The sequence below is a fragment of the Macrococcoides goetzii genome (assembly GCF_002742385.2).
GTDB classification, from domain to species: Bacteria; Bacillota; Bacilli; order Staphylococcales; family Staphylococcaceae; genus Macrococcoides; species Macrococcoides goetzii.
Genome location: NZ_MJBI02000002.1, coordinates 189,557 through 213,884, shown reverse-complemented (window position 1 = coordinate 213,884; position 24,328 = coordinate 189,557). Strand labels below are relative to the sequence as shown.

Below are 24,328 nucleotides of genomic sequence, written 5' to 3'. Positions count from 1 at the left end.
TTAATAGCTATTTTACCTTTTGTGCTTTTGCAATAATTTCTTTAATATATGAAGCAGAATCATGCAGTAATTTTAATTCTTTTTCATTTAACACAACTTCTAACTTTTGTACCACACCATCTTTACCTATTATTGATGGTATACTGAAGGCGACATCTCCACTGTAACCATATTCTTTGTCAATTACTGTACAAACCGGAAATACACTTCTTTCATCAAGAATTACTGCTTTTGCTAACGTTGCAGCTACTTTTGCAATTCCTGCATTCGTGTACCCTTTATAGTTAAGTACATCATTCGCTACCTGCACAACGTAATCCTTTATTTCATCTTCATTTATTAATTCTTTGCCTACGATTTGTGTATATTCACTTATTGGAATACCATCAATCGTAATCTTAGAAAAAGCAGGAAAAGCAGTCATTCCATGTTCACCTAACATATTAGCCTGCACGCTTTTAGTATCGACATTATAATAATCACCAATAACACTGCGTAGCCTTGCTGAATCTAAAGTTGTACCTGTCCCAAAGATTTTTTCTTTTGGATAATCAAACTCAGTTTGAGCAATATACAGTATTGTATCGAGCGGGTTAGTAATAATAATAATAATCGCATCTTTTGTAACTTTAGTAATTTGCCCCATAACATTACGGATAACGCGTGTACTTGCTTCAGTTAATAGCGTTCGATCTGGTGCTTCTGATCCTTGTTGAATACTTTCTCCAGCTGCAATAATAATCACATCTGCATCGTTTAAATCTGTAATGCTGCCACCTTTTATATTCACATTATTTGTACTATATAATGAACGGGTATGTTGATGGTCTAGTGCTTCTCCGTCAGAAAGATGTTCAATAATATCAATACCTACAATTTCTCGAAATATTCCGAGTTGAATGACTTCTGTTAATACTTGTGAGCCTACATGTCCTAATCCTACTATTCCAATTTTACTATTCATATATTTATCCTCCTCGTGTTATTATCATGAAACATATATAGTGCTATAATAAGCTTAAATCTTTAACCGGAAGAAAAGATAAGGAGGGTAGCAATGCAACAACTTATTACTAGCGATACATTTTTATCGCCAATTCTCATTTCATTAAAAGTCGCTACAGTTGCAACATTCCTTAGTCTTATCATCGGTATATCGCTGCATTATTTTATAGGTACCAAATCATTTCCAGGGAAATCTATTTTAGAATCTCTCATTATGTTACCTATGGTTTTACCTCCCACAGTCGTCGGGTTTATATTATTAATAATATTTGGAAAGAAAAGTATAGTAGGAAGTTTCATCGAACAACTCTTCAATCAGCCAATAATATTTACAATATATGCTGCTATTCTTGCATCAACACTCGTCGCACTGCCACTCATGTATCAGTCACTTAAAATTGGAATCGAACAAGTACCTCAAACAATTATCAATGCTGCAGTTGTAGACGGCGCAAGAAAAAGACAGATTTACTCAAATATCATCTTACCGCTTGCTAAGCCTGCTTTATTAACAGGTGTATTATTATCCTTTGCCAGAGCAATCGGTGAATTTGGAGCCACGCTTATATTTGCAGGTAATATTCCAGGCATCACCGAAACAATGCCAACAGCAATCTATGTCGCTATTGATAATAATGATATGACACTTGCCTGGGGATGGGTTGTGATTATGATTATACTTTCTTTCCTGTTGATGATGACGACGCAGTTACTTAGAAGATAGTTTTTCTCTTAAGAAATATTGAAAGTACTTTAACATATAAATCATAAAAATTCAAAAAAAAATGAAAGAGACAAAATTTTGTCTCTTTCATTTTTAAATTATATTAATTAACTCTATTCTCACAGCTGCCGGTTTCTACAACTTCTTTCGCTGAATATAAACCACCTTCAACTAAATTCATAACTGCTGTTTCAGTGTAAAATGCAATATGCTGAGATACTTGTACATCTTCACGTGCGATTAACTCCAACAATACTTTATCTTCAATTTCTTTATCTCTGAAATCTTTTGGGAAGTATGGCGCTTCATTTTCATAAGTATCTAATGCAGCAGCTGCCACTTTGCCTGAATTTAATGCATCAAGTAACGCTTTAGTATCGACAATACCACCACGTGCAGTATTGACGATATAGACTCCGTCTTTCATTTTAGCGAATAAATCTGCGTTGAACATATACGTATTATCTTTTGTAAGTGGCATATGAATAGAAATTAAATCTGCCTGACGTACCGCTTCTTCCAAAGTATCTGTATATGTTAAAAATGCTTTAGCATCTTCATTTGGATACAGATCATAACCAATCACCTTCGCTCCAAAACCTTTAAGAATTCGTCCTGTAATACTACCAATTCGACCTGTACCGATAATTGCTACCGTCATTGAACGCATTTCTTTACTAATAATCGTTTTATTCCATGTAAAGTCATGCTCTCTTACTTTACGCTGGATCTTTTCAGTATTTCTGATAATATTCATCGCTGCGGTTACTGCATATTCTGCAATTGCATTGGGTGAATAGCTTGGTACATTCGAAATGATTAATCCATGTTGTGTGGCTAAATCTAAATCAAACATATCGAATCCTGCTGAACGTTGTGCAATTTGTTTAATCCCTTTATTTGCTACTATTTCATATAATCTATCATCAAATTGCGCTGTCTGACTCGTTGTCACAGCATCGTAACCATCTAATAAATCTACCGTTTCCATTGTTAATGGGCCATCATTAAAAGTTACTTTAACATTTTCTTTTTGTGCCCATGCTAAGGCTGCTTCTTTTTCATCTTCTCTAGTACCATACATTAATATTTTCATGCATCAATCCACTCCCTATTCTCCAGATTGGAATTTGAACACTTCAGGACTATATATTTTAAATTTAAGGCATAAAGTATTCACGATTAATCCTGTAATAACAGGAATTACAATATAAGCTAATGCAAGTATACCTAAATTTAATCCTATATTTCCATCCATAAACTTCAATGCATTAATCGGACCAACTAATCCAGAGTAACCAAAACCTGCTGAAGCCGGAGTGCCCTGAATATTGAATATGGCACCAGCCAATCCACTCATTGCAGCTGTAACTGCTATAGGTAAGATGATGATTGGATATTTAATTAAGTTTGGCATCATCATTTTCATTGCACCCATTAATATCGCTAATGTAATACCAGATTTATTTACTTTAAGAGAGCCAATAACAAGCATTGTCGCTGCAGCTGCCACACCTAAATTCGCGGCACCTGACGCCATACCTGAAATACCTATAGCCATCGCAATCGCTACTGTAGATATTGGAGAAATGATTAAAATACTGAATACAATAGCGATAAGCACACACATTAATACAGGTTGTAGATTTGTAAAACTATTGACCAACTGTCCTAAAGTACTTGTAATTAATTTAACATATGGCAATGATAATATACCGATGAGTCCTGCTAATCCACCGGCGATAATCGGTAATAAGATGATATTCAATGAACCTAATCTATCTTTAATCCATAAAATAATTAAGACTGAAATTGATGCTGTTAACATCGTATTGATTAAGTCACCTATACCTACTAACATCCACACTTTATCCTGGAATACTGCAGCACCACTACCAACGAATGCTGCTGTTCCGACAATTACAGTTTGTAATGGATTTAATTTAAACTGCATCGCAATCAGTACACCCACAATTACAGGGACAGTAAACTGAATACCAACAACTACATTTAACAATGTGCCGAAAAACGGATGAAACTGCATTAAATACTTAAATAATTCCCCTAGAATTGCGTTTGGAATTAAACCAACGACGATTCCTAACGCAACACCATTTAAAACTTTGAATAAAAACGATCTAGCTGTGAGTTTTTGCTGAACTTCTGTCATGAAAATGACCTCCCCATTCTTTTATTTTAAATTTATTGTTTCATAATCAATATTTTTAATATCTCCTACACCATTAATATATCATCTTGTGAATATATTCACAAAATAATTTTTATTATAGTTCTATTCATAAAATCTATAGTTAAAAATTAGTTTTTATAACATAATTACTTTATATTGCTTTTTGTTATCACGCTGCGACTTGAAATAAAATCTATTACTCTGTAGACTAAAGTTAATACTATATATTAAAGGAGACTTACATTATGTCTAAATCAACACCACATATTAAACCGGAAAACAATCCAATCGCAGAAACTATTCTTTTACCAGGAGATCCTTTACGCGCAAAGTTTATCGCTGAAACATATTTAGAAGATGTCGTTCAATTTAATGAAGTACGTAACATGTTTGGTTATACAGGAACGTATAAAGGGAAAAAGATTTCAGTTATGGGAACAGGAATGGGCATCCCATCAATCGGTATCTATTCATATGAATTAATTCATACTTTCGGTGTTAAAAACTTAATTCGCGTAGGTTCATGTGGCGCAATGCAGGAAGGTATTAATGTATATGATGTAATCATCGCTCAAGGTGCATCAACTGATTCAAATTATGTAGCACAATATGGGTTGCCAGGACACTTTGCGCCAATCGCTGATTACAGTTTATTAGCGCGTGCGAAACAATTAGCTGATGAAAAAGGTGTTCCAAACCACGTTGGTAACGTATTATCATCAGATATTTTCTACAATGCTAACAAAGAAGCTACTGATAAATGGCGTTCAATGGGTATTTTAGCTGTTGAAATGGAATCTGCTGGCCTTTATATGAATGCAGCTTACGCTGGCGGAGATGTGAAGGCATTAGGAATATTTACAGTAAGTGATCACTTATTAACACATGAAGAAACTACACCCGAAGAACGTCAAACTTCATTCACAAAAATGATGGAAATTGCTTTAGAAATCGTAGAATAATCTTTAAACATATTTTTAAATACTTTTTTCTTTATACTAAAAGCACCTTGATACGTAAGTATCAAGGTCTTTTAAACTATTATTCTGAAACGTTATCCTGTCTTTCTTTCACTTTTTCAATTTGCTGATTTACAAAGTTCACAAATTCCTGTGCATCACCTTTTGTAATATTCGTCATCGGGATACCACCCATATGAAAATCTAATAACACACCTTCATCAGTTATAGATGCATCATTCATTTCATTATAACCTACAACACGCTCATAAACTTTCTCACCCATATCGACATTCATAAATAATCTTTCATTCGTTGTAATATATGCACCACTAAATTCAGATGTCTCTCCGACTTGAAATTGTACAGTACCATAAATCTCTGGTCCTAATTGTTCAGTTGGGAATAATTCAGATGCTGTAATTTGTCTAAACTTGTTCATCATGTCACTCCTAAAACTTCTTTATTTATTTGTTTATACCCTTTAAAGCCCCTGATAATCATTATGAATTGTAATAAAAATCTAAATACTATGCTTAAAATTATCATTTATTTTGAATTTATATATTACATTACGTTAAAATAGTATTTACTAAAACTATTGGAGTGACGATATGCAAGAATGGATTATGAAAGTTATGGAACAGTTCGGATACTTTGGTGTATTTTTTTTAATATTACTTGAAAATGTTTTTCCTCCTATCCCATCAGAAGTAATTCTAACATTTGGCGGTTTTATGGTTGACCAGTCTCCAAAACTCACATTTATAGGAATGCTCATCTCTTCAACACTTGGAGCAGTAATCGGCGCTATTATTCTTTATTATGCTGGACATATACTTGGTCTTAGAAGAATTGAAAAAATTGTAGATAAATACGGCTTTATATTACGACTTGATATTCATGATTTACAAAGTGCAAATAAATGGTTTCACAAATACGGCTATACCGCAGTATTTTTATGCCGATTTGTTCCCTTGATTCGCAGTTTAATTTCCATCCCTGCTGGTTTGAGTCAAATGTCTATCGTTCCATTCGTTTTGTATACGACAGTCGGGACACTCATCTGGAATGCAGTCTTAATATATCTTGGTATGGTGTTAGGTCAGAACTGGGAAGTTGTACTCCACTATTTCGATCTTTATTCTAATGTGTTTTATATTTTAATGGCGGTTATCATTATCGGAGGCATTATCTGGCTCTATCGCAGAAAGAAAAACTAAATATTTATATGCTTCATTTTTAAATCTTTAGTATTTATAACAGCATTAAAATATCATCCATTACTATTTATAAAAAATAAAATTATAGCTATTTACACATTTCTGTGTTAAGATGATTTTAATGATATTTATTCATAATTTGAATAAATCAACAAATGAATATCCTAAGACTTATGTCGAAGGGGAGTAGCTCAAGGGGAGACCCTAAGCATAACGTCGTCATTACGAAGTTTTGGAACTTCCGGCGTTATGGAACAATTACTGTTCAGTGAGACCTTTGCCAATATATTTGGCATGGGTCTTTTTATATTCATTAAAATTAAGGAGGAATTATAGTGGATCCAAGTATTTTAATGGCGTATGCATGGGTAGTAATCGTATTAGTTTTATTAGAAGGGTTACTTGCAGCAGATAATGCCATCGTCATGGCTGTAATGGCAAAACATTTGCCGGAAGAACAAAGAAAGAAAGCACTATTTTACGGTTTAGTAGGTGCATTTGCATTTAGATTAATCGCGTTATTCTTTATAACAGTTCTTGCAAAGTATTGGTGGATACAAGCAGCAGGAGCAGCTTACTTACTCTTCATGTCAGCAAAAAGTTTATATGCGTACTTTAAGAAGAAAAATCATGTTGATGATCCTAATATACCAAATATCGCTGAAGAAGAAGCAGCTAAAGGTAGCAGTTTCTGGATGACAGTTCTAAAAATCGAATTTGCAGATATCGCCTTCGCAATCGACTCAATGCTTGCTGCAATTGCAATAGCAATTACTTTACCACACGTCGGACCTGACTTTATGGGCCTTAATGCCGGACAGTTTACGGTAATGTTTATCGGAGGTATGCTTGGCGTTGTGTTAATGCGATTTGCCGCAACATATTTCATTAAAATCCTGGAAACATATCCTGGACTTGAAGCTGCAGCATTTGCGATTGTAGGCTGGATTGGTATCAAACTTGTCGTGCTTGTATTAGCACATGAATCGATTCATGTATTACCTCATGACTTCCCTCATTCATTACAATGGCAACTGATCTTCTGGGGGGTATTACTTTCAATCTTAGTGATTGGTTTTGTTACAAGTAAACGTGGACAAAGTCATCAACATTAATAATCACTACGTATCTGAATAATATAAGACTAGGGAATCCCCTAGTCTTTTTATTATATTTTCTATAATACAATAGTGATAAATATACTGAACGGAGATGATTGTATGCCAGTCGGACCATCACTAAGACAACTACATGCACATAAACAAATTCACGATACAGGTTTAGGCCTTGCTGTGAATATGACAGATGAATTGATCAGAACATATCAAAACGGTACGGAAGAAGAAGTGATTCAAGAAGTAATCGCGCTTGTAGATTTCTGGGAATCACGTGTCATAAGTCACGCGGATGCTGAGGAAGAAGCAGATGGTTTCTACACAGAAGCGGAAAATAATAATCCTGAACTACATGATAAAGTTCAACAACTCACACGTGATCATGATATTATGCGTCAAGTTGTCGCTAAGATTAAAGCACAAATGGAGAACGAAGGGTTCTCCACTCAAATTATCGATTATTTTAGAAGTTTGATTATCGTTAATGAAATTCATTCACGAGACGAAGAAGCATTTTTACTGAAAGATTAATCTCTGACTAACAAGCAAGAGTGGAACTAAATTGTTCCACTCTTGCTTGTTTGATGTAATAAACACTTATAACAGAGTATTTACATGCTCACCTAAGAATGTGATATATATTTTGTCATCATTAATTCTGATATATCCCGCTTCAATATAATCATTTAATTGTTCATCTAAATCATCTGGTAATAATTCAGCTTCACTATGTGCACATATATTGCGCAGTTGATGGATTGTAATTGTATCTCCTTCATGAAATTTGATCGTATGGACAATATATTTAAATAATTTCACTTCTTCAACTGCTTGCGCGTATTCTTCTTCAAGTTCTTCTTCTTCTGCAATTTCTCTTAAAATTTCTTCAGAAGACATACGTTCCTGTTGTATCGCTGGTTCAAGCACCACCTCTACAGAATCCGTATGATTTTGTTCAATTTCTGCTTTGTCATACACCGTCTCATTTTGAATAAGTTCTGTACGTTCATCAATTAATAAAGATAACTTCTCTTCTTCATTCATCCTTTTACACCCCATTTTATCGTTAATTTATTTTATCATGAATTTGAGATGATTGAAATTCACTCTAACTAGTGGTAGGCTTAATACAGAATTAAATATTTGCTAGGGGTGCCCACAACCGGGCTGAGAGGAAATGATTTCCGACTCTTTGAACCTGACTTGGTTAGAACCAACGTAGGGAAGCGTGATTGAATTTTAGTGTTTTTAATTATACTAATTCCAACACCCACTAGCTTATTTTAGTTAGTGGGTGTTTTTTCGAGGTGAAACGTGTGTTTATCATGATTACATCGTCAAAACCTTCTATCACCGTTCTCAATCAAATCATCCAGGTTCATGATGAAATAGATGGCGTTATTTTAAGGTTTGATGCAGCAGAAAAAGAGATCATTCATTTCATAAATCAGCTGATAACAAGAATTCCTAAAGATAAAATTATCGTGCATAACAATCCAAATATTTTATTTGCATGTCATTTAACGAGAATTCACTTTAAAGAAAGTAATTCTGAAATAGATGTCTTTAGAAATGATTATCCAGAAATACAAGTCAGTCAAAGCGTTCATTCTTTGGCATCAGCCAAACACGCTGAATCGCTTAATCTATCATTTATTTTATTTGGTCATGTCTTCCCTACACCGTCCAAACCTGATTTACCAACTAGAGCCACAGCTCAAATTGATGCAGTCACTCATGTCGATATCCCTGTTATCGCATTAGGCGGCATCAACATCAACACAATAAGACAGTTAAACACTAAATTTTCAGGTTTTGCAGGTATCAGGTTATTTACTAATAAACAAGAATTTATTTCTGTAAAAAAGGAGTGGTTACTACGTACGACATCGTTGTAATAGGCGGAGGAATTATCGGAGAAAATATTGTGTACGCACTCAAAGACCATACAGATAATATTGCAATCATAGATGATGCACATGGTTATAAAGCAACACACGCTGCTGGCGGTATGCTCGGGGCACAAAATGAATTTACTGAAGATAGTCCTTTATACAGACTCTCTATGCTTGGTCAGCAAATGATGCCTGATCATATTCAGGAACTGGAAAACTTGACTGGATCATCTATTGACTTACAACAACATGGATTGCTTAAAATTGCTTCACCTGGAGATGAAGAGAAATTAAAGACTCAATACGATTTTCTAAATTCAAAACATGAACAATTTGAATGGATTGCTTCAAAAGCGTTATCTTCTTACGCGAATGGTTCAATCAGTAATGTGTTTGAACAGGCAATGTGGATTCCTACAGATGGTCAAGTCAATGCCGGTAAATATTTAACCGTTATACAGCAAGCAAATCAAGATATTCCTCATATTTCAGATTTCGTCAAGTCCATTAACTATGTAAATGATAAATATCACTTATCAATAAGCGATAAAACCATCATCTCAGAAAAAGTCATTATTGCTGCAGGATGTAAAAGCGAACCATTACTTAATATGCTTGATATAGACTTTCCGATGCAAGGTGTGAAGGGAGAGGTACTGACGTTACATCATCCTGATCTTCATTTAAAAGAGACACTATTCCAGACGAACGGACATTATATTGTCCCTAAATCAGACAATCATTATTTAATTGGTGCGACAACTTCACTTGATACAAATCAACAAGCGAGTGCAGAAGGTATAAAGTGGTTACTTGAAGAAACGTTTAAACTCATCCCGATATTACGAGAAAGCACCCTCGTCAGCATTGATTGTGGTTTTAGGCCAGATAGCACGTTGCATCGACCTGTCCTCGATCAATTAGATGAAGGATTATTTGTGGCAACAGGACACTACCGTAATGGTATCTTATTATCACGTATTACCGGAGAATTTATGCGTCAAATGATCTTTGAACAAGACGGTGAACTGTATCAACAATTTCAAAACGATTTTAAGATAGGAGAAATTTATGAAAATATACATTAACGATGAGCCTTTTGAAACAGACAAGACAAATTTATCTGACTTACTCGCAACTTTTACAAGTGATAAAAAGAGGATCGTAGCGCTTGTGGATGATGTTCCCATCGAACAATCTAAATGGCAATCTATCACTTTAAAACCCGAACAAAAATTAGAATTACTAGAATTCGTTGGAGGCGGCTAATATGTTAAAAATAGGACCCTTGGAATTATCTTCTCGTTTAATCTTAGGAACTGGTAAGTTTAAAGATGGCGAAACACAAAAACAAGCAGTTGAAATCAGTGAAACGAATGCTTTAACTTTTGCAGTACGACGCATGAGTTTATATGATAAATCACTCCCTAATCCATTAGAGTCTGTAGATTTAGATAAATACATCACCTTCCCTAACACAGCTGGCGCTAAAACAGCTGAAGAAGCGGTAAAGATTGCAGAAATTGCACGTATTGCAGGTATGTGTGACATGATTAAAGTTGAAATTATCGGTGATGATACAACGCTTCTACCAGATAGTATCGAAACATATAAAGCATGTGAAATGCTTTTAGAAAAAGGATATATCGTATGTCCATACATCCCTTGTGATGTCGTCCTTGCAAAAAAATTAGAAGCATTAGGTTGTCATGCTATTATGCCACTTGGTGCACCGATTGGAACTGGCCTTGGTATCAATGATCCATTAAATCTAAAATATATTATCGATGCGGTTAACGTCCCTGTTATCGTTGATGCAGGTATCGGTTCACCTAAAGACGCTAGTTTTGCGATGGAGCTCGGTGCAGATGCAGTGTTACTCAATACAGCAGTCTCAAATGCAAAAGACCCGATTAAGATGGCTGAAGCAATGAAATATGCCGTACAGGCTGGTCAACTAGGATTTGAAGCGGGACGCATCCCTAAGAAATATACTGCCCAAGCATCAAGTCCTATGGAAGGTCTTGAGTTTCTATGAGCGAACGATTTGATCGACAAATCAAATCACCTGGATTCGGACAAGCAGCCCAAGATAAATTAAGCAGCAGCACATTCCTTATTATTGGAGGCGGCGCTTTGGGAAGTACAGTAAGTGAAATGCTTGCCAGAAGCGGTGCAGGACATCTAGTAATTTGTGATATGGATGTTGTGTCACTTAGTAATCTACATCGTCAAAGTCTTTTTGATGAAGCTGATAGCACTGCTTATTCTTTAAAAGTTGACGCATTAGCGTCACACATCAACCGTATAAATAGCAATGTAAAAGTGACTACGATATCTGAAGAAGTGACAGTAAACAATATCGAATCCATTATTGAAAGATATAAACCATTGCTCGTCATTGATGGTACTGATAATTTTGCAACGCGTTATATCATTAATGATGCGTGCCATAAACATAATATGCCATGGATATATGGGGCGTGTCTAAATGTAAATGGCACTGTTTATGGTATAGAAAATCAACCATGCTTGAGATGTATTCTGCCTAATGAACCTACTACCGGACAAGATTGTGCTACTTCAGGCATCATGCCACAAACTGCTCACCTCGTTGCAAGCATTCAAGTTTCAGAAGTAATGCATTATATCAGTCATGGTCATTTTTCAGGAAAACTTACAACAATAGATTGTGAAAAAATGATATTTAAAAGTAGAAATATTGATGCCATACATAATCCTGCATGTCCTACATGTATGAATAAAGATTATCCTGCACTTAAACAATCTTTATCCTTTGTTACTAAGATGTGTCGCGGAAAATATCAAACGCATGTATCTTCTAATCTGTTTAACACGATTAACGAATATATTATTCATCAAAATGAACATTTTAAATTACTTTCTTTTCGGGAACGTAAGATACATCTACTCAGTAACGGTCGTATTATTGTATTTAATGTCTATTCAAGTGAAGAAGCTACCGCAGTTATAGAAGATTTAATCAAGCATGCGCAAACATAAAAAGACATATTTTTATATGTCTTTTTTGTTGTATCTTTTTACCCTATTTGTTATATTGATATATACTCGTTTTAAATATATTTCTAAGAAACTTATGTTAATTTATAAAATTATTATATTAGTATAAAGAAGGGTTCAAATGAAAAACGCATATCAACTATTCTTACATGATTTAAAAAATATTAAACGTACTCCCAGTTTCATCATCTTACTCATCGGATTATCAATCTTGCCATCATTTTATGCATGGTTTAATTTGAAGTCATCATGGGATCCATATTCCAATACGAAGTATCTCCAAGTGGCAGTCATCAATCGTGACACCGGTGCCGAAGTAAAAGGAAAAGAAGTCAATGTTGGTAACCAACTTGTAAAATCTCTACGTCAAAACGATAAATTTAACTGGCAGTTTAAAGATAATTTGAAAGATGCCAATCACAAATTGCGTATGGGTGAATATTACGCGATTATTCACATTCCAAAAGACTTCTCTAAAGATATGACAAGTATATTTCATAAAAAACCAAAACGTGCTCATATCGATTATAAAGTGAATCAAAAAATTAATGCGATTGCACCTAAAATGACCAAAGCAGGAGCTACAGCCATTACAGAATCATTAAACGAAAAGTTTGTAGACGCTGCCACAAAAGCACTATTACAGGAAAGTAATCGTGCAGGTATCAAAATAGAAGAACAGATTCCACTTTATCATAAAATTGAGAATGCAGTATTCGATGCTGAACGTGCACTTCCAGATATCGAAAGATTTAGAAAAGCTGTGATTAAAATCGATGAACATCAAGGTGATATTTCAAAATATGCTGATGAATTCTACAGTTTAAATCAATATCGTGACAAACTGAATGGTGGTGCTGACAAAATTATTGCAGCAAATCAGCACGCATCAGATATAAATGCATTAGGTCAAATGATCGTTAAGCTTAATAATAATTTGCCGCGCATTGAAAATGCTTTACAGAGAGCGAATACAATTGAACAAAAATTTCCGGAAATTAATAATGCGGTCCAACAAGGTATTGAAGCTACCACTAAAGCACAACAGGTATTAAATCAATCCCAAAATGCTATGCCTAAAGTCCATAATAAGATTAATACAGCTCAGGAAATTAATAAAAAAGGACAAGAAAAGTTAAGTACGGTCGATATTAAACCTGCTCACACCGCACTTCAAAACGGACTTGGCGCACTCTCAACATTAACCGGCGAACAAGCAAATACAACACTGGAAATGTTAGATCAATTGAATGAACTTGCAGCACAAAAGCCAGGAGCAACTGAGACACTGACAAAAAATTTAAGAGTATATCAGGATAATATTAATCAAGCGATTCGTTTCAATAATGAATTAATTCGTATTATGAATGACGTTAATGATTTAGGATTTAATACCACTTCGATTTCAAATGAATTGAGTAACGTTAACCAGTCACTCGATGCACTCAATAAAACAATTTCAAATGCTATATCACAATCTAAGTCAAATCAAGCTGTTAATATCAATCAGGAAGCGATTAATTCAGCACAAACTGCACTAAAAGATTTGAGTACGTTCTCTAGCACCACAATGTCAGATATTTTTGAGCAAGGACTATCAAACTTAAGTGGTGACCTGGATTCGATTGCACAAAAATTAAACACTGCTCAGTCGTTTGCTAATAAGGTCGACGGGATATTAAATGAAGCATCACGCATTACGAGTGAAGCGAACACAACATTGAATCAAATTAATCAACAACTTCCATCTCTGGAACAACGCTTTAAACAAATTAATCACACAGCACAGACAAATTATCCGTTATTCAAATCCAAAATTGGTCAGGCCAGCAATTTTGTACAATCTGATTTACCAAGTGTATTGAGCGACCTGGAACGTCTTAGTAACTTTGCTGAAAACGACTTACCTAGAGTGTTAAATAAATATGATAATACATCAAAATTATTAAAGAACAATCTTCCAGGTGCGCAAGATGGTATTCATGAGCTCGCTCAATTTGCACGTGATGAGTTACCTGCTATTGAAAAAGATATACAAAAATCTGCTAAAAAACTAAGAAGTTTTGATCATAAAGATACTTTAAATAAGCTTGTGAGCTTGCTGAAAAATGATATGAAAAATCAATCTGATTATTTTGCTAAACCTATTCAACTTGATGAAACTCAAGTATTTCCAATACCTAATTATGGCTCTGCTAGTGCACCGTTCTATACAGCGTTAGCACTTTGGGTAGGAGCGTTACTATGTGGTAACTTACTGACTACAGAATTAAAAGATCCGGCGATTAAAGACAAGTTTAGTTTGCGTGAAATATATCTTGGCCGAATGATTTTATTCCTTCTAATCAGTATCGCCCAGGCAACAATCGTCGTACTTGGGAACTTGTTTATTTTAGATGCGTATGCTAAACACCCTATCTATAATGTGATATTTGCCATTCTCGTTGGACTTGCTTTTACCGTTATCGTCTATACGCTTGTAAGTTTACTTGGTAATATCGGTAAAGCAGTTGCCATTATTATTATGGTATTACAAATTGCCGGTGGGGGTGGCACATTCCCTGTTCAAGTTACACCATTGTTCTTCCAGCGTATACATCCATTCCTGCCATTTACTTACGCTGTAGACTTACTGAGAGAAGCTGTAGGTGGTATTACTCCTGAACTGGCATGGTCAAAACTTGGATTTTTATATTTGATAACAGCCATTATTTTTGCGTTCGGTTTAGCAATGAAACCTAGATTTGAACCGATTAAGAAAGGATTCTATGCTCGAAGTCAGGCGAGTAACTTAGTAGAATAAGCACACTATTATTTTTAAAATATTGTTGATATAATGGCTTTACATGATTAAAGGAGTTTTTCAAATGAATTATCAGGATAACTTATTATTCAAGACATTCATTACAATAGTAGGATCGTTTCTTATTGCATTTGCGTTTAATGTCTTCTTATTACCTAATGATGTATTGAGCAGTGGTATCGGTGGACTTGCTTTATTATTAAATAAATTATTGCATGTCGATGCAGGTCTATTAAATCTTCTATTAAACCTGCCTTTATTGATACTTGGATTTATGAAACTAAATAAATCTGTAATGTACAATACAATACTTAGTGTAATTGTTGTTTCATTTTTCCTTACTGTCATTCCAACAGAAAGCATCGCAAACGAACTTTTTGTAAATGTGATTTTTGGGGGTGTAATCGTCGGTATCGGTGTTGGTATCATCCTAAAATATTCTGGTACTACAGGCGGCATGGATATCGTTGCGATGATTATCAGTCAAAATAGCAATATATCTATCGGTCTCATTATGACGATTCTTAATGGCATTATTATTATTTGTTCAGGTTTCTTATTTGATTGGAACCTCGCATTGATGACTTTGCTTTCAATATATATTACCGGCAAGGCTGTTGATACAATTTTTACATCTAATATTAAACTAACCGTTAATATTATCACTTCAAACTATGAAGGTGTTAGACAAGGACTGATTGATGAGATCTATCGTGGTATAACAGTGACAGATGTTTATGGCGGTTATTCTAACGATAAAAAACACATGATTACAATGGTGCTTACACGTTATGAATTACCTAATGTGATCAAAATCGCTAAAACTCACGATGAAAATTGTTTTATCAATGTTTATGAAACAACCGAAGTTCACGGAAACTTTGCACGCAATCATTAAAACACAAAAGCACACTGTATTCATTTACAGTGTGCTTTTGTGTTCATCTATTATACTTTTAAAAAATTTCATCTCATCCAAAGTACATTGCTTCGCATTCGATCTTCTAATATCCATTTGAAAGTTATGTTGTGCAAAAAAGTCACCTTTACCATACTCTCTGTATATTGTTTTAATACCACTTCTTCTTAAATCAATGAGTATATCCGGAGCTTTACCCACAAGTAAATCGTTTACACTACTCGCTACGAAAGTTGGCGGAAATCGTTTATTGATAAATGGTTCACAGTTAATTTCGCTTTGTTTCATGTGAAAATCTTTACCAACATAATCTTCCATTAATCCTCTCACCATAAAGCGTGTAAATGACTTTTTCTTTGCAATCGCTATATCGATTGCATTAAAGAAACCACAGTTAATCACAATACCTGACACTTTGACTTGTGGCAACTTCATCTGAAAAAGTTGGTGATATTCAGGATTAGTAAGTATCGTTACATACTGTGCCATAATTTGAGCACCCGCTGAATCTCCTATCATAAATAACTGGTTAATATCTAAATTGTACTGTTCATAGTTTTCATGTAACCAGTGCATACATTCATTAAGCTGGACAATTGGTGTAGGATATTTCAGCTTTGGTGCTAAGTCATAATCATAGCTTATTACAGCAAAGCCATGCGACGCGAGAGTCATGCAATATGCTTCATATGTTTCTTTTGTAGAATAAACATATCCCCCACCATGAATATTAACAATGATTGGATAACGTTCCTTCCGATGATATGGATAATAAATATTCAGCGTGGCATTCTGTTTACGATTGCTATAGACAACATCTTTTGTAGCTCGAATCCCTTCAGGTTTCTGATTAAAAATATCTTTATATTGATCCATTACCTTTATAAATGTGTTAAATAACATTGATTGAATCGTCACACATGTCACTCCATTATTTATCTTTTAATAACGCGTTGTCCTTAGAAGTTTTCTTTTGAGTAGGCAGCAAATCATTTAAATGCTTACCTTTTGAACCTTCGACTTTCATCTCTACACCACTATTATACGCAGCACGTGTAATGAGATGTCCAGCGACAGGACTTGTTAAATATAAGAAAAATATACCGAGCAACAACCGAAAGCTCACATAACCATCATTGACGATAAAATAAACGAAAACACCGATTAACGTAAGTAATACAGCAACTGTGGAGCTTTTTGTCGCTGCATGACTTCGTGTATAAACATCTTTAAATATCAATATGCCTATTGCGCTAATAAGTGCCATAATACTACCTACAAAAATAACAATCGAAAGAGTGAGATTGATGCTATCGTTTACGTTCAAAGATAACACCTCGCTCGATAAATCTTGATGTTGCGATTGTACTGATAAACGACAATACACCAATAATTAAAATCGCTTCTAAGAATAGCGTCGTATCCATGATTAAACATATAATACTAACACTTGACATGACCATCGCACCAATACTATCGAAAGCTACTATTCTATCCGGTAAGGAAGGTCCAGCAATAACACGATATAACACTATCATTATAGCAATACCATATATTACGAGTGCAGCTTGAATCAGTATCATACTCATGTTTCTCCTACCTCCTTAATAACGCGTTCATAGCGTTTAATAGATTTTAATAATTTCATATTTTCTGATGGTGTCGCATGTAATGTATGAATAAATAATTTCTTATTATCATGTGATAAACGAAGCACTACTGAACCTGGTGTTAATATAATCAGCATCATTAAACTTGTAATTTCCCAGTTCTTCTTCATTGATGTATTATATGTGACAACCCCCGGAGCAATCTTATGCGGAATAAATAAGATGTGATACATCATTGAAAGACTTGAGCTCATCAGTTCATAGTTGAAGATCAAAACAAGCTTTAATAAAATCATTAACTTCCATAAATAAAACTGATATCCGAAAAAGCGATGTATGATGTAGAGAATTATAATACCGATTAAATATCCTTTTATAAACGTCGATAAATAGATTTGATCTTCATCAACCATAAGCACCCAAATCATAGCAATAAATAAATTTAATACAATCTGTGCGATAATCTTATCCTCCCATCATGACATTTTCTATATATCGATCGTAATGAATTGCTGATAAATGTTGTTGTAATGGTGCAGCAAAAATAGAAATCATACATGTGATGACTAAAACCACGCCAATGACAGTCAACTTCTTACTATATGGTTTATTTAATGCATGTCTTTGTGCATCGATCAGCTGAACACAAGATCGATCCTCTTCTCCAAAGAACAATGTGATAAACATACGCATCATTGCAAACATTGCTACGAAAGTCCCAATAACCATTACTATTGCATAACCTAGTGGATGCGCATCCATACCAGCTTGCAGTATCAATAATTTCCCTGGAAATCCTCCTGTAAACGGCATTCCTCCTATCGCAAATACAAAAAATAGCACAATAATGGCGGTAGCTTTAGCATGATAAAATAATCCTTGTTTATATTTCATATTGATAAGGCCAAATCTTTTTACGATGAGACCTGCTAAAAGAAATAAACATGATTTCACCAACATATCATTTAACGTATACATCACTGCACCATCTATACCTTTTTGACTAAATGTAGAAATACCATAATAGATGATTCCTATAGATAAAATAATCTGATAACAAAACATCAATTTAATTTCTTTATATTTAATAACGCCTAACATACCGATAATGACTGTAGCAGTAGCCATATACAAAATAATCGATGATAACATGGATTGATATGGTACAAAGATTACTGTCGTTGTTCTTATCATCGCATAGACGCCTACCTTAGTTAATAGCGCCGCAAAGACTGCACCAATTTCGTAAGACAACACACTATAAGATCTCGGCAACCATATGAATACAAATAATGCTGATTTTAAACTGAATACTACGACAAATAATAATACGATGACGGCATGCTCAGGAACAAATCCAGCTTCCTGCATTCGCATTCCTAAATGAGCGAAATTTAATGTACCATATACGCGATACAAAATGCCTATTCCAATCAGAAATACCCATGAACCAATTAAATTTAATACAACGTACGTAATACTCGCCTTAAACTGATATTTTTTCTTACCGACAACAATTAATATAAACGATGACAGTAACATGACTTCAAACATTACAAATAGATTAAAGATATCCGCAGTTAAGAAAGAACCATTTACACCAGCAAGAATAAATAAAATAAAAGGTACTGTTAAATCTTTGAGTTGGTTAATATATTGGAAATATAGCACAACAATCACTACAACGATACTCACAATAACGAACAACAAACTCATAAAATCCCCATAAAGCTGGATGCCGTATGGTGCACTATAACCACCTAAACTTAAAATAATAGGTTTTTTTATAGATGAATAAGCTAAGACAATAGTAGTAATTAAACTTATAGATAATGTAGCAATAGCAATGGTATATATTCTTTTGTCCTTTAAATACGTAAATACACCCAATAATATAGGAATCAATACAGGTACAATCAATAAATTACTCATCTGTACCTCCTAAACTATCAACTTGATTATCTTTATTCATTTGATAGTTTCTATATACTAAAACTAACAACAATGCGGTTGTGGCAAAACTAATGACAATAGCTGTTAAGATTAAAGCTTGTGGCAATGCATCTACATCTGGGTTATTCTTTTCTACAAAAGGTAAATCCGTCCCTGGAAATGACATTGATATTAAATATAAATGTGCTGCATGGCTTAATATGCTTGTCCCTAATACAACACGTATTAAATTTTTAGATAACACAAGATTTACACCAACATATACTAAGGTTGCAGTAATAATTGTAAGTATCGTCATTTAATATCACCACTAATCGATAATAATATCGTCATTATCACTCCGACAACCGTTAATAATATGCCAAATTCAAATAATGTAACGCTTGATAAATGAACTTCGTTCAATAATGGTAAGTGAATGTATATATCTTCATGATTTAAAAATGCATGTCCAAAGAATATAGGTGCAACCATAACAAATAATGAAATAATAATACCAATCGAGATGAGTTTATGAAATTCGAATGGAAGTAATTTTCTTATCCGTTTAGCATCAAACGTCAGAAACATTAATATAAATGCCGAACTAAAGACCAAGCCTCCAATGAAACCACCACCTGGTGCATTATGTCCATTGAAAAAGATATAGAAGCCGAATGTTAATATAATTACTATTACTATTTTAGAAATACTCTCAAGTAACAAATCATTTTCCCTCATGTGTAGCTCCTTTCTTTAATATTGTATATATTCCAAATCCTACAATCATAATAACAACACCTTCGAGCATCGTATCAAACGCACGGAAATCACCTAAGATTGCATTAACGACATTTTTTGCACCTACTAACTGGTAACTATTATTATAGTAAGTAGAGATAGTCGCAAATGAATCCATTTGATTGCTTCGAATCATGATTAAAAAGATGATGGTAGCAATGGAGAAAGCTATACCATGTCTAAATACTTTATATATCAATGAAGATGTTTCTTTCTTTAAATTCGGTAAATGATAGAAACATGCTAAGAACAACACCGTTGTAATTGTTTCGATAACAAGTTGTGTTAATGCTAGATCAGGTGCTTTAAGTTCCATAAATAATATGGATATACCATAGCCTACCAATCCAGTGAGCACTACCGCTGTCATTCTGCTTTTCACAACTAATAAGCCTAATGCGCTAATAATCATAATTAATCCGATAATCATCGTAAATATAGTAATTTCATATTTCATCGACCATTTTATATCCATAGTCATTAATAAGTTAGGTAATATTAAGATGATAATAAAGAGATATACGTATAACGCATAAACATTTAAAGTCCCTCTCATTACCAATGATAAAATCTTAGTTGAGACGTTATCTTTTGTTCTACCTATAAAGTCGTACACTTTGTTTAATGACACATCGTTAAACTTATCGTAAATTTTACGATATACGCCAGTATATAAAACTATTAAACCAGCAGCGAAAATGAACATCGTTATAAATAATGGCGGTGTAAAGCCATGCCAAGCAGTAATATGCTTAAGCTTTAATGCTGATTGCTCTTGTGCAATGGGTTGTATCAAATGATGCTGGATAATGTTTGGAATAAAGAAAATAGAAATGGTTGCGAACGTTAAAATAATACTGCTCATATATATGAGTGGTTGTTGTGCTTTTACCTTTATTGATTGCTTACCCATAAATGGTCTGATTATTAATACGAAAGAATAAATAAAAGTACCTATACTCCCCAGAATAGCGATGATTAATAATATAAGTAAACTCAAATGTACATCGTTGATTTCATATAATGCTGTGATAAACAGCTCTTTAGATAAGAAACCACTTAAAAAAGGTAATCCTGCCATCGAGACAGCTGAAATAAGCATCGTAGCAAATACAATAGGTAATTGCTGTCTCAGGCCAGACAATTGATTCATATCACGTGTACCTGTTGCTAAATCTATAATACCTGTGCCCATAAAGAGCGTTGCTTTATAACAGGCATGACTTAATATAAGAAGTATTAAAGCGCTGTACGCTGTACCTCTCACTCCTTCTGAAATCACCGTATGGGGTAATGCAATCACGCCTATGAGTACAACCATCATACCTAGCTGACTAATTGTCGAGTATGCCAGCAAGGCTTTCATATCATGCTTTGAAATAGCAATAAAACTTCCGATAAACATCGTCAAAATACCAACTGAAATGATCACTCCTGTAAGCATATGATTACCACTATAAACAGGTAGCAATTTGATTAATAAATATATTCCTGCTTTGACCATTGTTGCCGAATGCAGCAATGCACTGACTGGTGTCGGTGCCTCCATTGCGTCAGGTAGCCAAATATGGAAAGGAAATTGTGCAGATTTACTAAAAGCACCCATAAAAATTAATGTCATACTCATGATAAATAATGGATGATTGGTAAGTTCAGTTTGAGTTAATATGTCATCAATCTGTGCAGTACCAGCAATATGATTTAAGATTAACAGGCCAACAAGCATTAGGCTTCCACCTAAGATGGTAATAACAAATGATTTTAAAGCACCCATATAAGATGTTTTTTTAGTAAAGTGAAATGAAATAAGCAGAAATGAAGCTACGCTCGTTAGTTCCCAGAAAAAATACAATATAATCGTATTATTTGCTAGAACTACGCCGTACATCGCAATAATAAAAAGGATTAGACTACTATAAAAATATGTATGTCTCGCATATTTTTTCATATAAAAAATACTATAAAAGAGAACAAGGATACTGATCATTGAAATGACTACAAAGAAAAAGTAGGACACAGCATCAATTTTTAATGAGAACATAAGTCCCGCTTCAGGTATCCATGATAACGTATTTGCTGTATGCTTTGGTGTTATCATCATAAGAATCATCGCAATAACGGGATATAGTAAAGCGACAATTGCAGTGAATGGTTTTGCTAAATGCTTCTGAAATAATTGTATGAACAATATCATACAAACACCGAGTAAAATAATATTAAATAGCATCGTTCACATCCTTTACAAATTTATTTGGATTGTTTTGTGATCTGGTGGATTAACATCAATAAATCGATATGTTTCTGACTTAGTATTGTGACCTAAAATATGCATCAAATCAAATATGTGAATGCCTTGGTGATACGCATGATATGCAAATGTTTTCTTTAATGCCTGAGGACCGATTGAATGTTTACAACCTATTGTAGTTGATGCCGCACTTAATATTCTATGAAACTGTTGCCTTGTTAACGGAGATTTCGTCTTCATCGATTCAAAGATATAGTCATCAGGTGACTTTGTTGCAACAAATCGCTTTAGAATACTGCTATCTTCTTTGTTTAAATAGATGGTATAGTCGTTAACGATAAATTGATAACAACCATCTTTAAAAACAAGATCACCACACTTTAATTCTAATAGTACTTGTAATTTCACAGGTATATTGATACCTAGTACAAACAATAGATAATCTCTTGCACGCTCATTCAATAAATAAGTCTTCATCATGTGAATTTCATGGGTCGTTTTTATTGGTTGGGATTTAATCATGTCTCCTCCTATGTTACATAAAAATAATAACATATATTTATGTAACATTAAAAAATGCTGCTCAAAAAATAATATTCAAATAAAAAATCCAGATAAGATTGATATATCTCATCTGGACTTTGTACTTCGTCATTTCGTTATTTACTTTTAACTTTATTTTTAAACACCGAGCAAGATTGGTATAAGTATCGGGATAATCACTACAACAATTACACCTACAATTACTAGAGCGATACTTGCCATTGAAGTTTCTGTTTCACCTAATTCTGTAGCAGCAGATACGCCTAATGCATGACCACTCGTTCCTAAAGCAAGACCTCTTGCAATTGGATTACTAATTCTGAAGAAGCGGAGCATCTTATTACCTAATGCATAGATGATCACAGCATTTAAGATTACAGCGAGTGATGTTAATTCCGGAATACCACCGATACCATCTGAAACTGGTAAGGCGATTGCAGTTGTAGCTGCCTGAGGTAACATAGAAGCAATAATTTCTTTACCAAATCCGAATAACTTCGCTACACCATATATACCAAAGATAGCGCCCGTTGTTCCTAACGCAATGCCGCCAATAATATGTAACCAATATTTTTGTAATACATCACGTTTTTTGTATAACGGAATGGCAAAACAAATTGTAGCTGGTTCTAAGAAGAAACTAATAATACTTCCACCTTTGTTGTACGTATCAAAATCAATGCCGGTAATCGCTAGAAATACAATACCAAAGACCATTCCTACAAACAATGGTGCAAATAAGAAGAAGCCATTTGATTTTTTAAATAATATTTGTCCAATAACAAATGGTACGATTGTAAGTAATATCCCAAAGTATACTGTATTCACTCCTAAGTGATCTAACATTGTCATGATTAACGCACCTCAGCTTTACGATAATTTTTTACTTCTTTTTCATTTTTTACAGTTGATTTCTCTTTACGTTCAGTTGTCATAACAATCATTTGCGAGAAGAATCCTGTACATAATAATAATAATAATGTTGAAATGAAGATTAATCCGATGATTAAAAATGGATGCTCACTGATAAGACCGAGTGATTTCACAACCGAAATACCTGCAGGAACGAATAATAATCCGATGTTATCCGTTAATGCTGTACCTACACGTTCTACTTGTCCTAATTTAACAATGCCTGTGCATAAGCATATAAATAATAATACGAGTCCAATTACTGATGCAGGCATCGGTATCGGCATAAATGATTCGATAATCTTAGAAATAAGTAAAATTACTGATATCACGATAGCTTGATGAAAAAAGTTATACGTTTTATTGTTTGTCATTGTAATGACCTCCCGATATTTATCTTGAGTTC

General features: G+C 34.1%; 28 protein-coding genes and 1 riboswitch. Of the genes, 12 read left to right on the top strand and 16 right to left on the bottom strand.

Annotated features, from left to right (window positions below; translation table 11 throughout):
* Window positions 1-7: 7 nt before the first annotated feature.
* Window positions 8-964 carry a lactate/malate family dehydrogenase gene (locus tag BFS35_RS06515; RefSeq protein WP_099579176.1) on the bottom strand — a complete coding sequence of 319 codons (957 nt, stop codon included), beginning with the start codon at window positions 962-964 and terminating at the stop codon, window positions 8-10.
* Window positions 965-1,057: 93 nt separating this feature from the next.
* Here BFS35_RS06515 and modB point away from each other — a divergent pair, with 93 nt between their 5' ends.
* Window positions 1,058-1,729 carry a molybdate ABC transporter permease subunit gene (modB, locus tag BFS35_RS06510; protein ID WP_099579178.1) on the top strand — a complete coding sequence of 224 codons (672 nt, stop codon included), beginning with the start codon at window positions 1,058-1,060 and terminating at the stop codon, window positions 1,727-1,729.
* A 103-nt stretch (window positions 1,730-1,832) separates the two neighbouring features.
* Here the strand turns inward: modB and BFS35_RS06505 are convergent, their stop codons facing one another.
* Both BFS35_RS06505 and BFS35_RS06500 read right to left on the bottom strand, forming a co-directional pair.
* Window positions 1,833-2,825, bottom strand: coding sequence for a D-2-hydroxyacid dehydrogenase (locus BFS35_RS06505; RefSeq protein ID WP_117945972.1), 993 nt, complete (start codon window positions 2,823-2,825; stop codon window positions 1,833-1,835).
* Window positions 2,826-2,840: 15 nt separating this feature from the next.
* Entirely contained in the window at window positions 2,841-3,899 is a 1,059-nt protein-coding gene (locus BFS35_RS06500; protein ID WP_117945969.1) for a PTS sugar transporter subunit IIC, read from the bottom strand.
* A gap of 266 nt (window positions 3,900-4,165) precedes the next feature.
* Here BFS35_RS06500 and deoD point away from each other — a divergent pair, with 266 nt between their 5' ends.
* Window positions 4,166-4,882 carry a purine-nucleoside phosphorylase gene (gene deoD / locus BFS35_RS06495; RefSeq protein WP_096077572.1) on the top strand — a complete coding sequence of 239 codons (717 nt, stop codon included), beginning with the start codon at window positions 4,166-4,168 and terminating at the stop codon, window positions 4,880-4,882.
* Window positions 4,883-4,961: 79 nt separating this feature from the next.
* On the opposite strand, the gene BFS35_RS06490 is transcribed toward deoD, so the two are convergent.
* Window positions 4,962-5,321 (bottom strand): hypothetical protein, encoded by a 360-nt coding sequence (locus tag BFS35_RS06490; protein WP_099579180.1) that lies wholly within the window; start codon window positions 5,319-5,321, stop codon window positions 4,962-4,964.
* 172 nt (window positions 5,322-5,493) lie between these two features.
* On the opposite strand from BFS35_RS06490, the gene BFS35_RS06485 reads away from it, so the two are divergent.
* The 3 genes from BFS35_RS06485 to BFS35_RS06475 all read left to right on the top strand — a co-directional run bounded on the left by BFS35_RS06485 (window position 5,494) and on the right by BFS35_RS06475 (window position 7,748).
* Window positions 5,494-6,102: a DedA family protein gene (locus tag BFS35_RS06485; protein ID WP_099579182.1), complete on the top strand. Its 609-nt coding sequence runs from the start codon at window positions 5,494-5,496 to the stop codon at window positions 6,100-6,102.
* 335 nt (window positions 6,103-6,437) lie between these two features.
* Window positions 6,438-7,217 (top strand): TerC family protein, encoded by a 780-nt coding sequence (locus BFS35_RS06480; protein ID WP_099579183.1) that lies wholly within the window; start codon window positions 6,438-6,440, stop codon window positions 7,215-7,217.
* A 105-nt stretch (window positions 7,218-7,322) separates the two neighbouring features.
* Window positions 7,323-7,748 (top strand): hypothetical protein, encoded by a 426-nt coding sequence (locus BFS35_RS06475; RefSeq protein WP_099579185.1) that lies wholly within the window; start codon window positions 7,323-7,325, stop codon window positions 7,746-7,748.
* Between the two features lie 66 nt (window positions 7,749-7,814).
* Here BFS35_RS06475 and BFS35_RS06470 read toward each other — a convergent pair whose 3' ends face one another.
* The gene (locus BFS35_RS06470) at window positions 7,815-8,261 is read right to left on the bottom strand and encodes a hypothetical protein (protein WP_099579187.1); all 447 of its coding nucleotides are present in this window, start codon (window positions 8,259-8,261) and stop codon (window positions 7,815-7,817) included.
* A 94-nt stretch (window positions 8,262-8,355) separates the two neighbouring features.
* A riboswitch (TPP riboswitch) is annotated at window positions 8,356-8,459 on the top strand.
* 83 nt (window positions 8,460-8,542) lie between these two features.
* Here BFS35_RS06470 and BFS35_RS06465 point away from each other — a divergent pair.
* From BFS35_RS06465 to BFS35_RS06435, 7 genes are all read left to right on the top strand, one after another.
* On the top strand, window positions 8,543-9,115 hold the full coding sequence (locus BFS35_RS06465; protein ID WP_147329909.1) for a thiamine phosphate synthase: 573 nt from the start codon (window positions 8,543-8,545) through the stop codon (window positions 9,113-9,115).
* Between the two features lie 29 nt (window positions 9,116-9,144).
* A complete protein-coding gene (locus BFS35_RS06460) occupies window positions 9,145-10,200 on the top strand; it encodes an NAD(P)/FAD-dependent oxidoreductase (protein ID WP_240628403.1) in 1,056 nt (351 codons plus the stop codon).
* Window positions 10,184-10,381: a sulfur carrier protein ThiS gene (thiS, locus tag BFS35_RS06455; RefSeq protein ID WP_096077580.1), complete on the top strand. Its 198-nt coding sequence runs from the start codon at window positions 10,184-10,186 to the stop codon at window positions 10,379-10,381. Before BFS35_RS06460 ends, thiS begins: the two co-directional genes overlap by 17 nt.
* Window position 10,382: 1 nt before the next feature.
* Window positions 10,383-11,150: a thiazole synthase gene (locus tag BFS35_RS06450; RefSeq protein WP_099579193.1), complete on the top strand. Its 768-nt coding sequence runs from the start codon at window positions 10,383-10,385 to the stop codon at window positions 11,148-11,150.
* The gene (locus tag BFS35_RS06445) at window positions 11,147-12,136 is read left to right on the top strand and encodes a HesA/MoeB/ThiF family protein (RefSeq protein ID WP_099579195.1); all 990 of its coding nucleotides are present in this window, start codon (window positions 11,147-11,149) and stop codon (window positions 12,134-12,136) included. Before BFS35_RS06450 ends, BFS35_RS06445 begins: the two co-directional genes overlap by 4 nt.
* A 139-nt stretch (window positions 12,137-12,275) precedes the next feature.
* Complete coding sequence (locus tag BFS35_RS06440) at window positions 12,276-14,957, top strand: YhgE/Pip domain-containing protein (RefSeq protein WP_099579197.1); 2,682 nt, start codon at window positions 12,276-12,278, stop codon at window positions 14,955-14,957.
* Window positions 14,958-15,021: 64 nt separating this feature from the next.
* Window positions 15,022-15,855, top strand: coding sequence for a YitT family protein (locus BFS35_RS06435; protein ID WP_099579199.1), 834 nt, complete (start codon window positions 15,022-15,024; stop codon window positions 15,853-15,855).
* Window positions 15,856-15,879: 24 nt separating this feature from the next.
* On the opposite strand, the gene BFS35_RS06430 is transcribed toward BFS35_RS06435, so the two are convergent.
* The 11 genes from BFS35_RS06430 to lrgA form a co-directional block, all read right to left on the bottom strand.
* A complete protein-coding gene (locus BFS35_RS06430; protein WP_099579201.1) occupies window positions 15,880-16,794 on the bottom strand; it encodes an alpha/beta hydrolase in 915 nt (304 codons plus the stop codon).
* Between the two features lie 13 nt (window positions 16,795-16,807).
* Window positions 16,808-17,143, bottom strand: coding sequence for a monovalent cation/H(+) antiporter subunit G (gene mnhG, locus BFS35_RS06425; protein ID WP_240628401.1), 336 nt, complete (start codon window positions 17,141-17,143; stop codon window positions 16,808-16,810).
* Between the two features lie 43 nt (window positions 17,144-17,186).
* Window positions 17,187-17,465, bottom strand: a complete 279-nt coding sequence (locus BFS35_RS06420; RefSeq protein WP_099579205.1) for a monovalent cation/H+ antiporter complex subunit F — start codon at window positions 17,463-17,465, stop codon at window positions 17,187-17,189.
* On the bottom strand, window positions 17,462-17,938 hold the full coding sequence (locus tag BFS35_RS06415) for a Na+/H+ antiporter subunit E (protein ID WP_275068223.1): 477 nt from the start codon (window positions 17,936-17,938) through the stop codon (window positions 17,462-17,464). The genes BFS35_RS06420 and BFS35_RS06415 overlap by 4 nt, the downstream gene beginning before the upstream one ends.
* Before the next feature lie 13 nt (window positions 17,939-17,951).
* Window positions 17,952-19,418, bottom strand: a complete 1,467-nt coding sequence (locus BFS35_RS06410; protein ID WP_099579209.1) for a proton-conducting transporter transmembrane domain-containing protein — start codon at window positions 19,416-19,418, stop codon at window positions 17,952-17,954.
* Window positions 19,411-19,737 (bottom strand): NADH-quinone oxidoreductase subunit K, encoded by a 327-nt coding sequence (locus tag BFS35_RS06405; RefSeq protein ID WP_099579211.1) that lies wholly within the window; start codon window positions 19,735-19,737, stop codon window positions 19,411-19,413. The genes BFS35_RS06410 and BFS35_RS06405 overlap by 8 nt, the downstream gene beginning before the upstream one ends.
* A complete protein-coding gene (locus tag BFS35_RS06400) occupies window positions 19,734-20,159 on the bottom strand; it encodes a monovalent cation/H+ antiporter subunit B (RefSeq protein WP_099579213.1) in 426 nt (141 codons plus the stop codon). Before BFS35_RS06400 ends, BFS35_RS06405 begins: the two co-directional genes overlap by 4 nt.
* A complete protein-coding gene (gene mbhE, locus BFS35_RS06395; RefSeq protein WP_099579215.1) occupies window positions 20,146-22,446 on the bottom strand; it encodes a hydrogen gas-evolving membrane-bound hydrogenase subunit E in 2,301 nt (766 codons plus the stop codon). The genes BFS35_RS06400 and mbhE overlap by 14 nt, the downstream gene beginning before the upstream one ends.
* A 12-nt stretch (window positions 22,447-22,458) precedes the next feature.
* Window positions 22,459-22,989, bottom strand: a complete 531-nt coding sequence (locus BFS35_RS06390) for a tyrosine-type recombinase/integrase (RefSeq protein ID WP_158554268.1) — start codon at window positions 22,987-22,989, stop codon at window positions 22,459-22,461.
* Window positions 22,990-23,148: 159 nt separating this feature from the next.
* Window positions 23,149-23,856, bottom strand: a complete 708-nt coding sequence (gene lrgB, locus BFS35_RS06385) for an antiholin-like protein LrgB (RefSeq protein ID WP_099579597.1) — start codon at window positions 23,854-23,856, stop codon at window positions 23,149-23,151.
* A gap of 8 nt (window positions 23,857-23,864) precedes the next feature.
* Window positions 23,865-24,296 carry an antiholin-like murein hydrolase modulator LrgA gene (lrgA, locus tag BFS35_RS06380; protein WP_099579219.1) on the bottom strand — a complete coding sequence of 144 codons (432 nt, stop codon included), beginning with the start codon at window positions 24,294-24,296 and terminating at the stop codon, window positions 23,865-23,867.
* Window positions 24,297-24,328 lie beyond the last annotated feature (32 nt).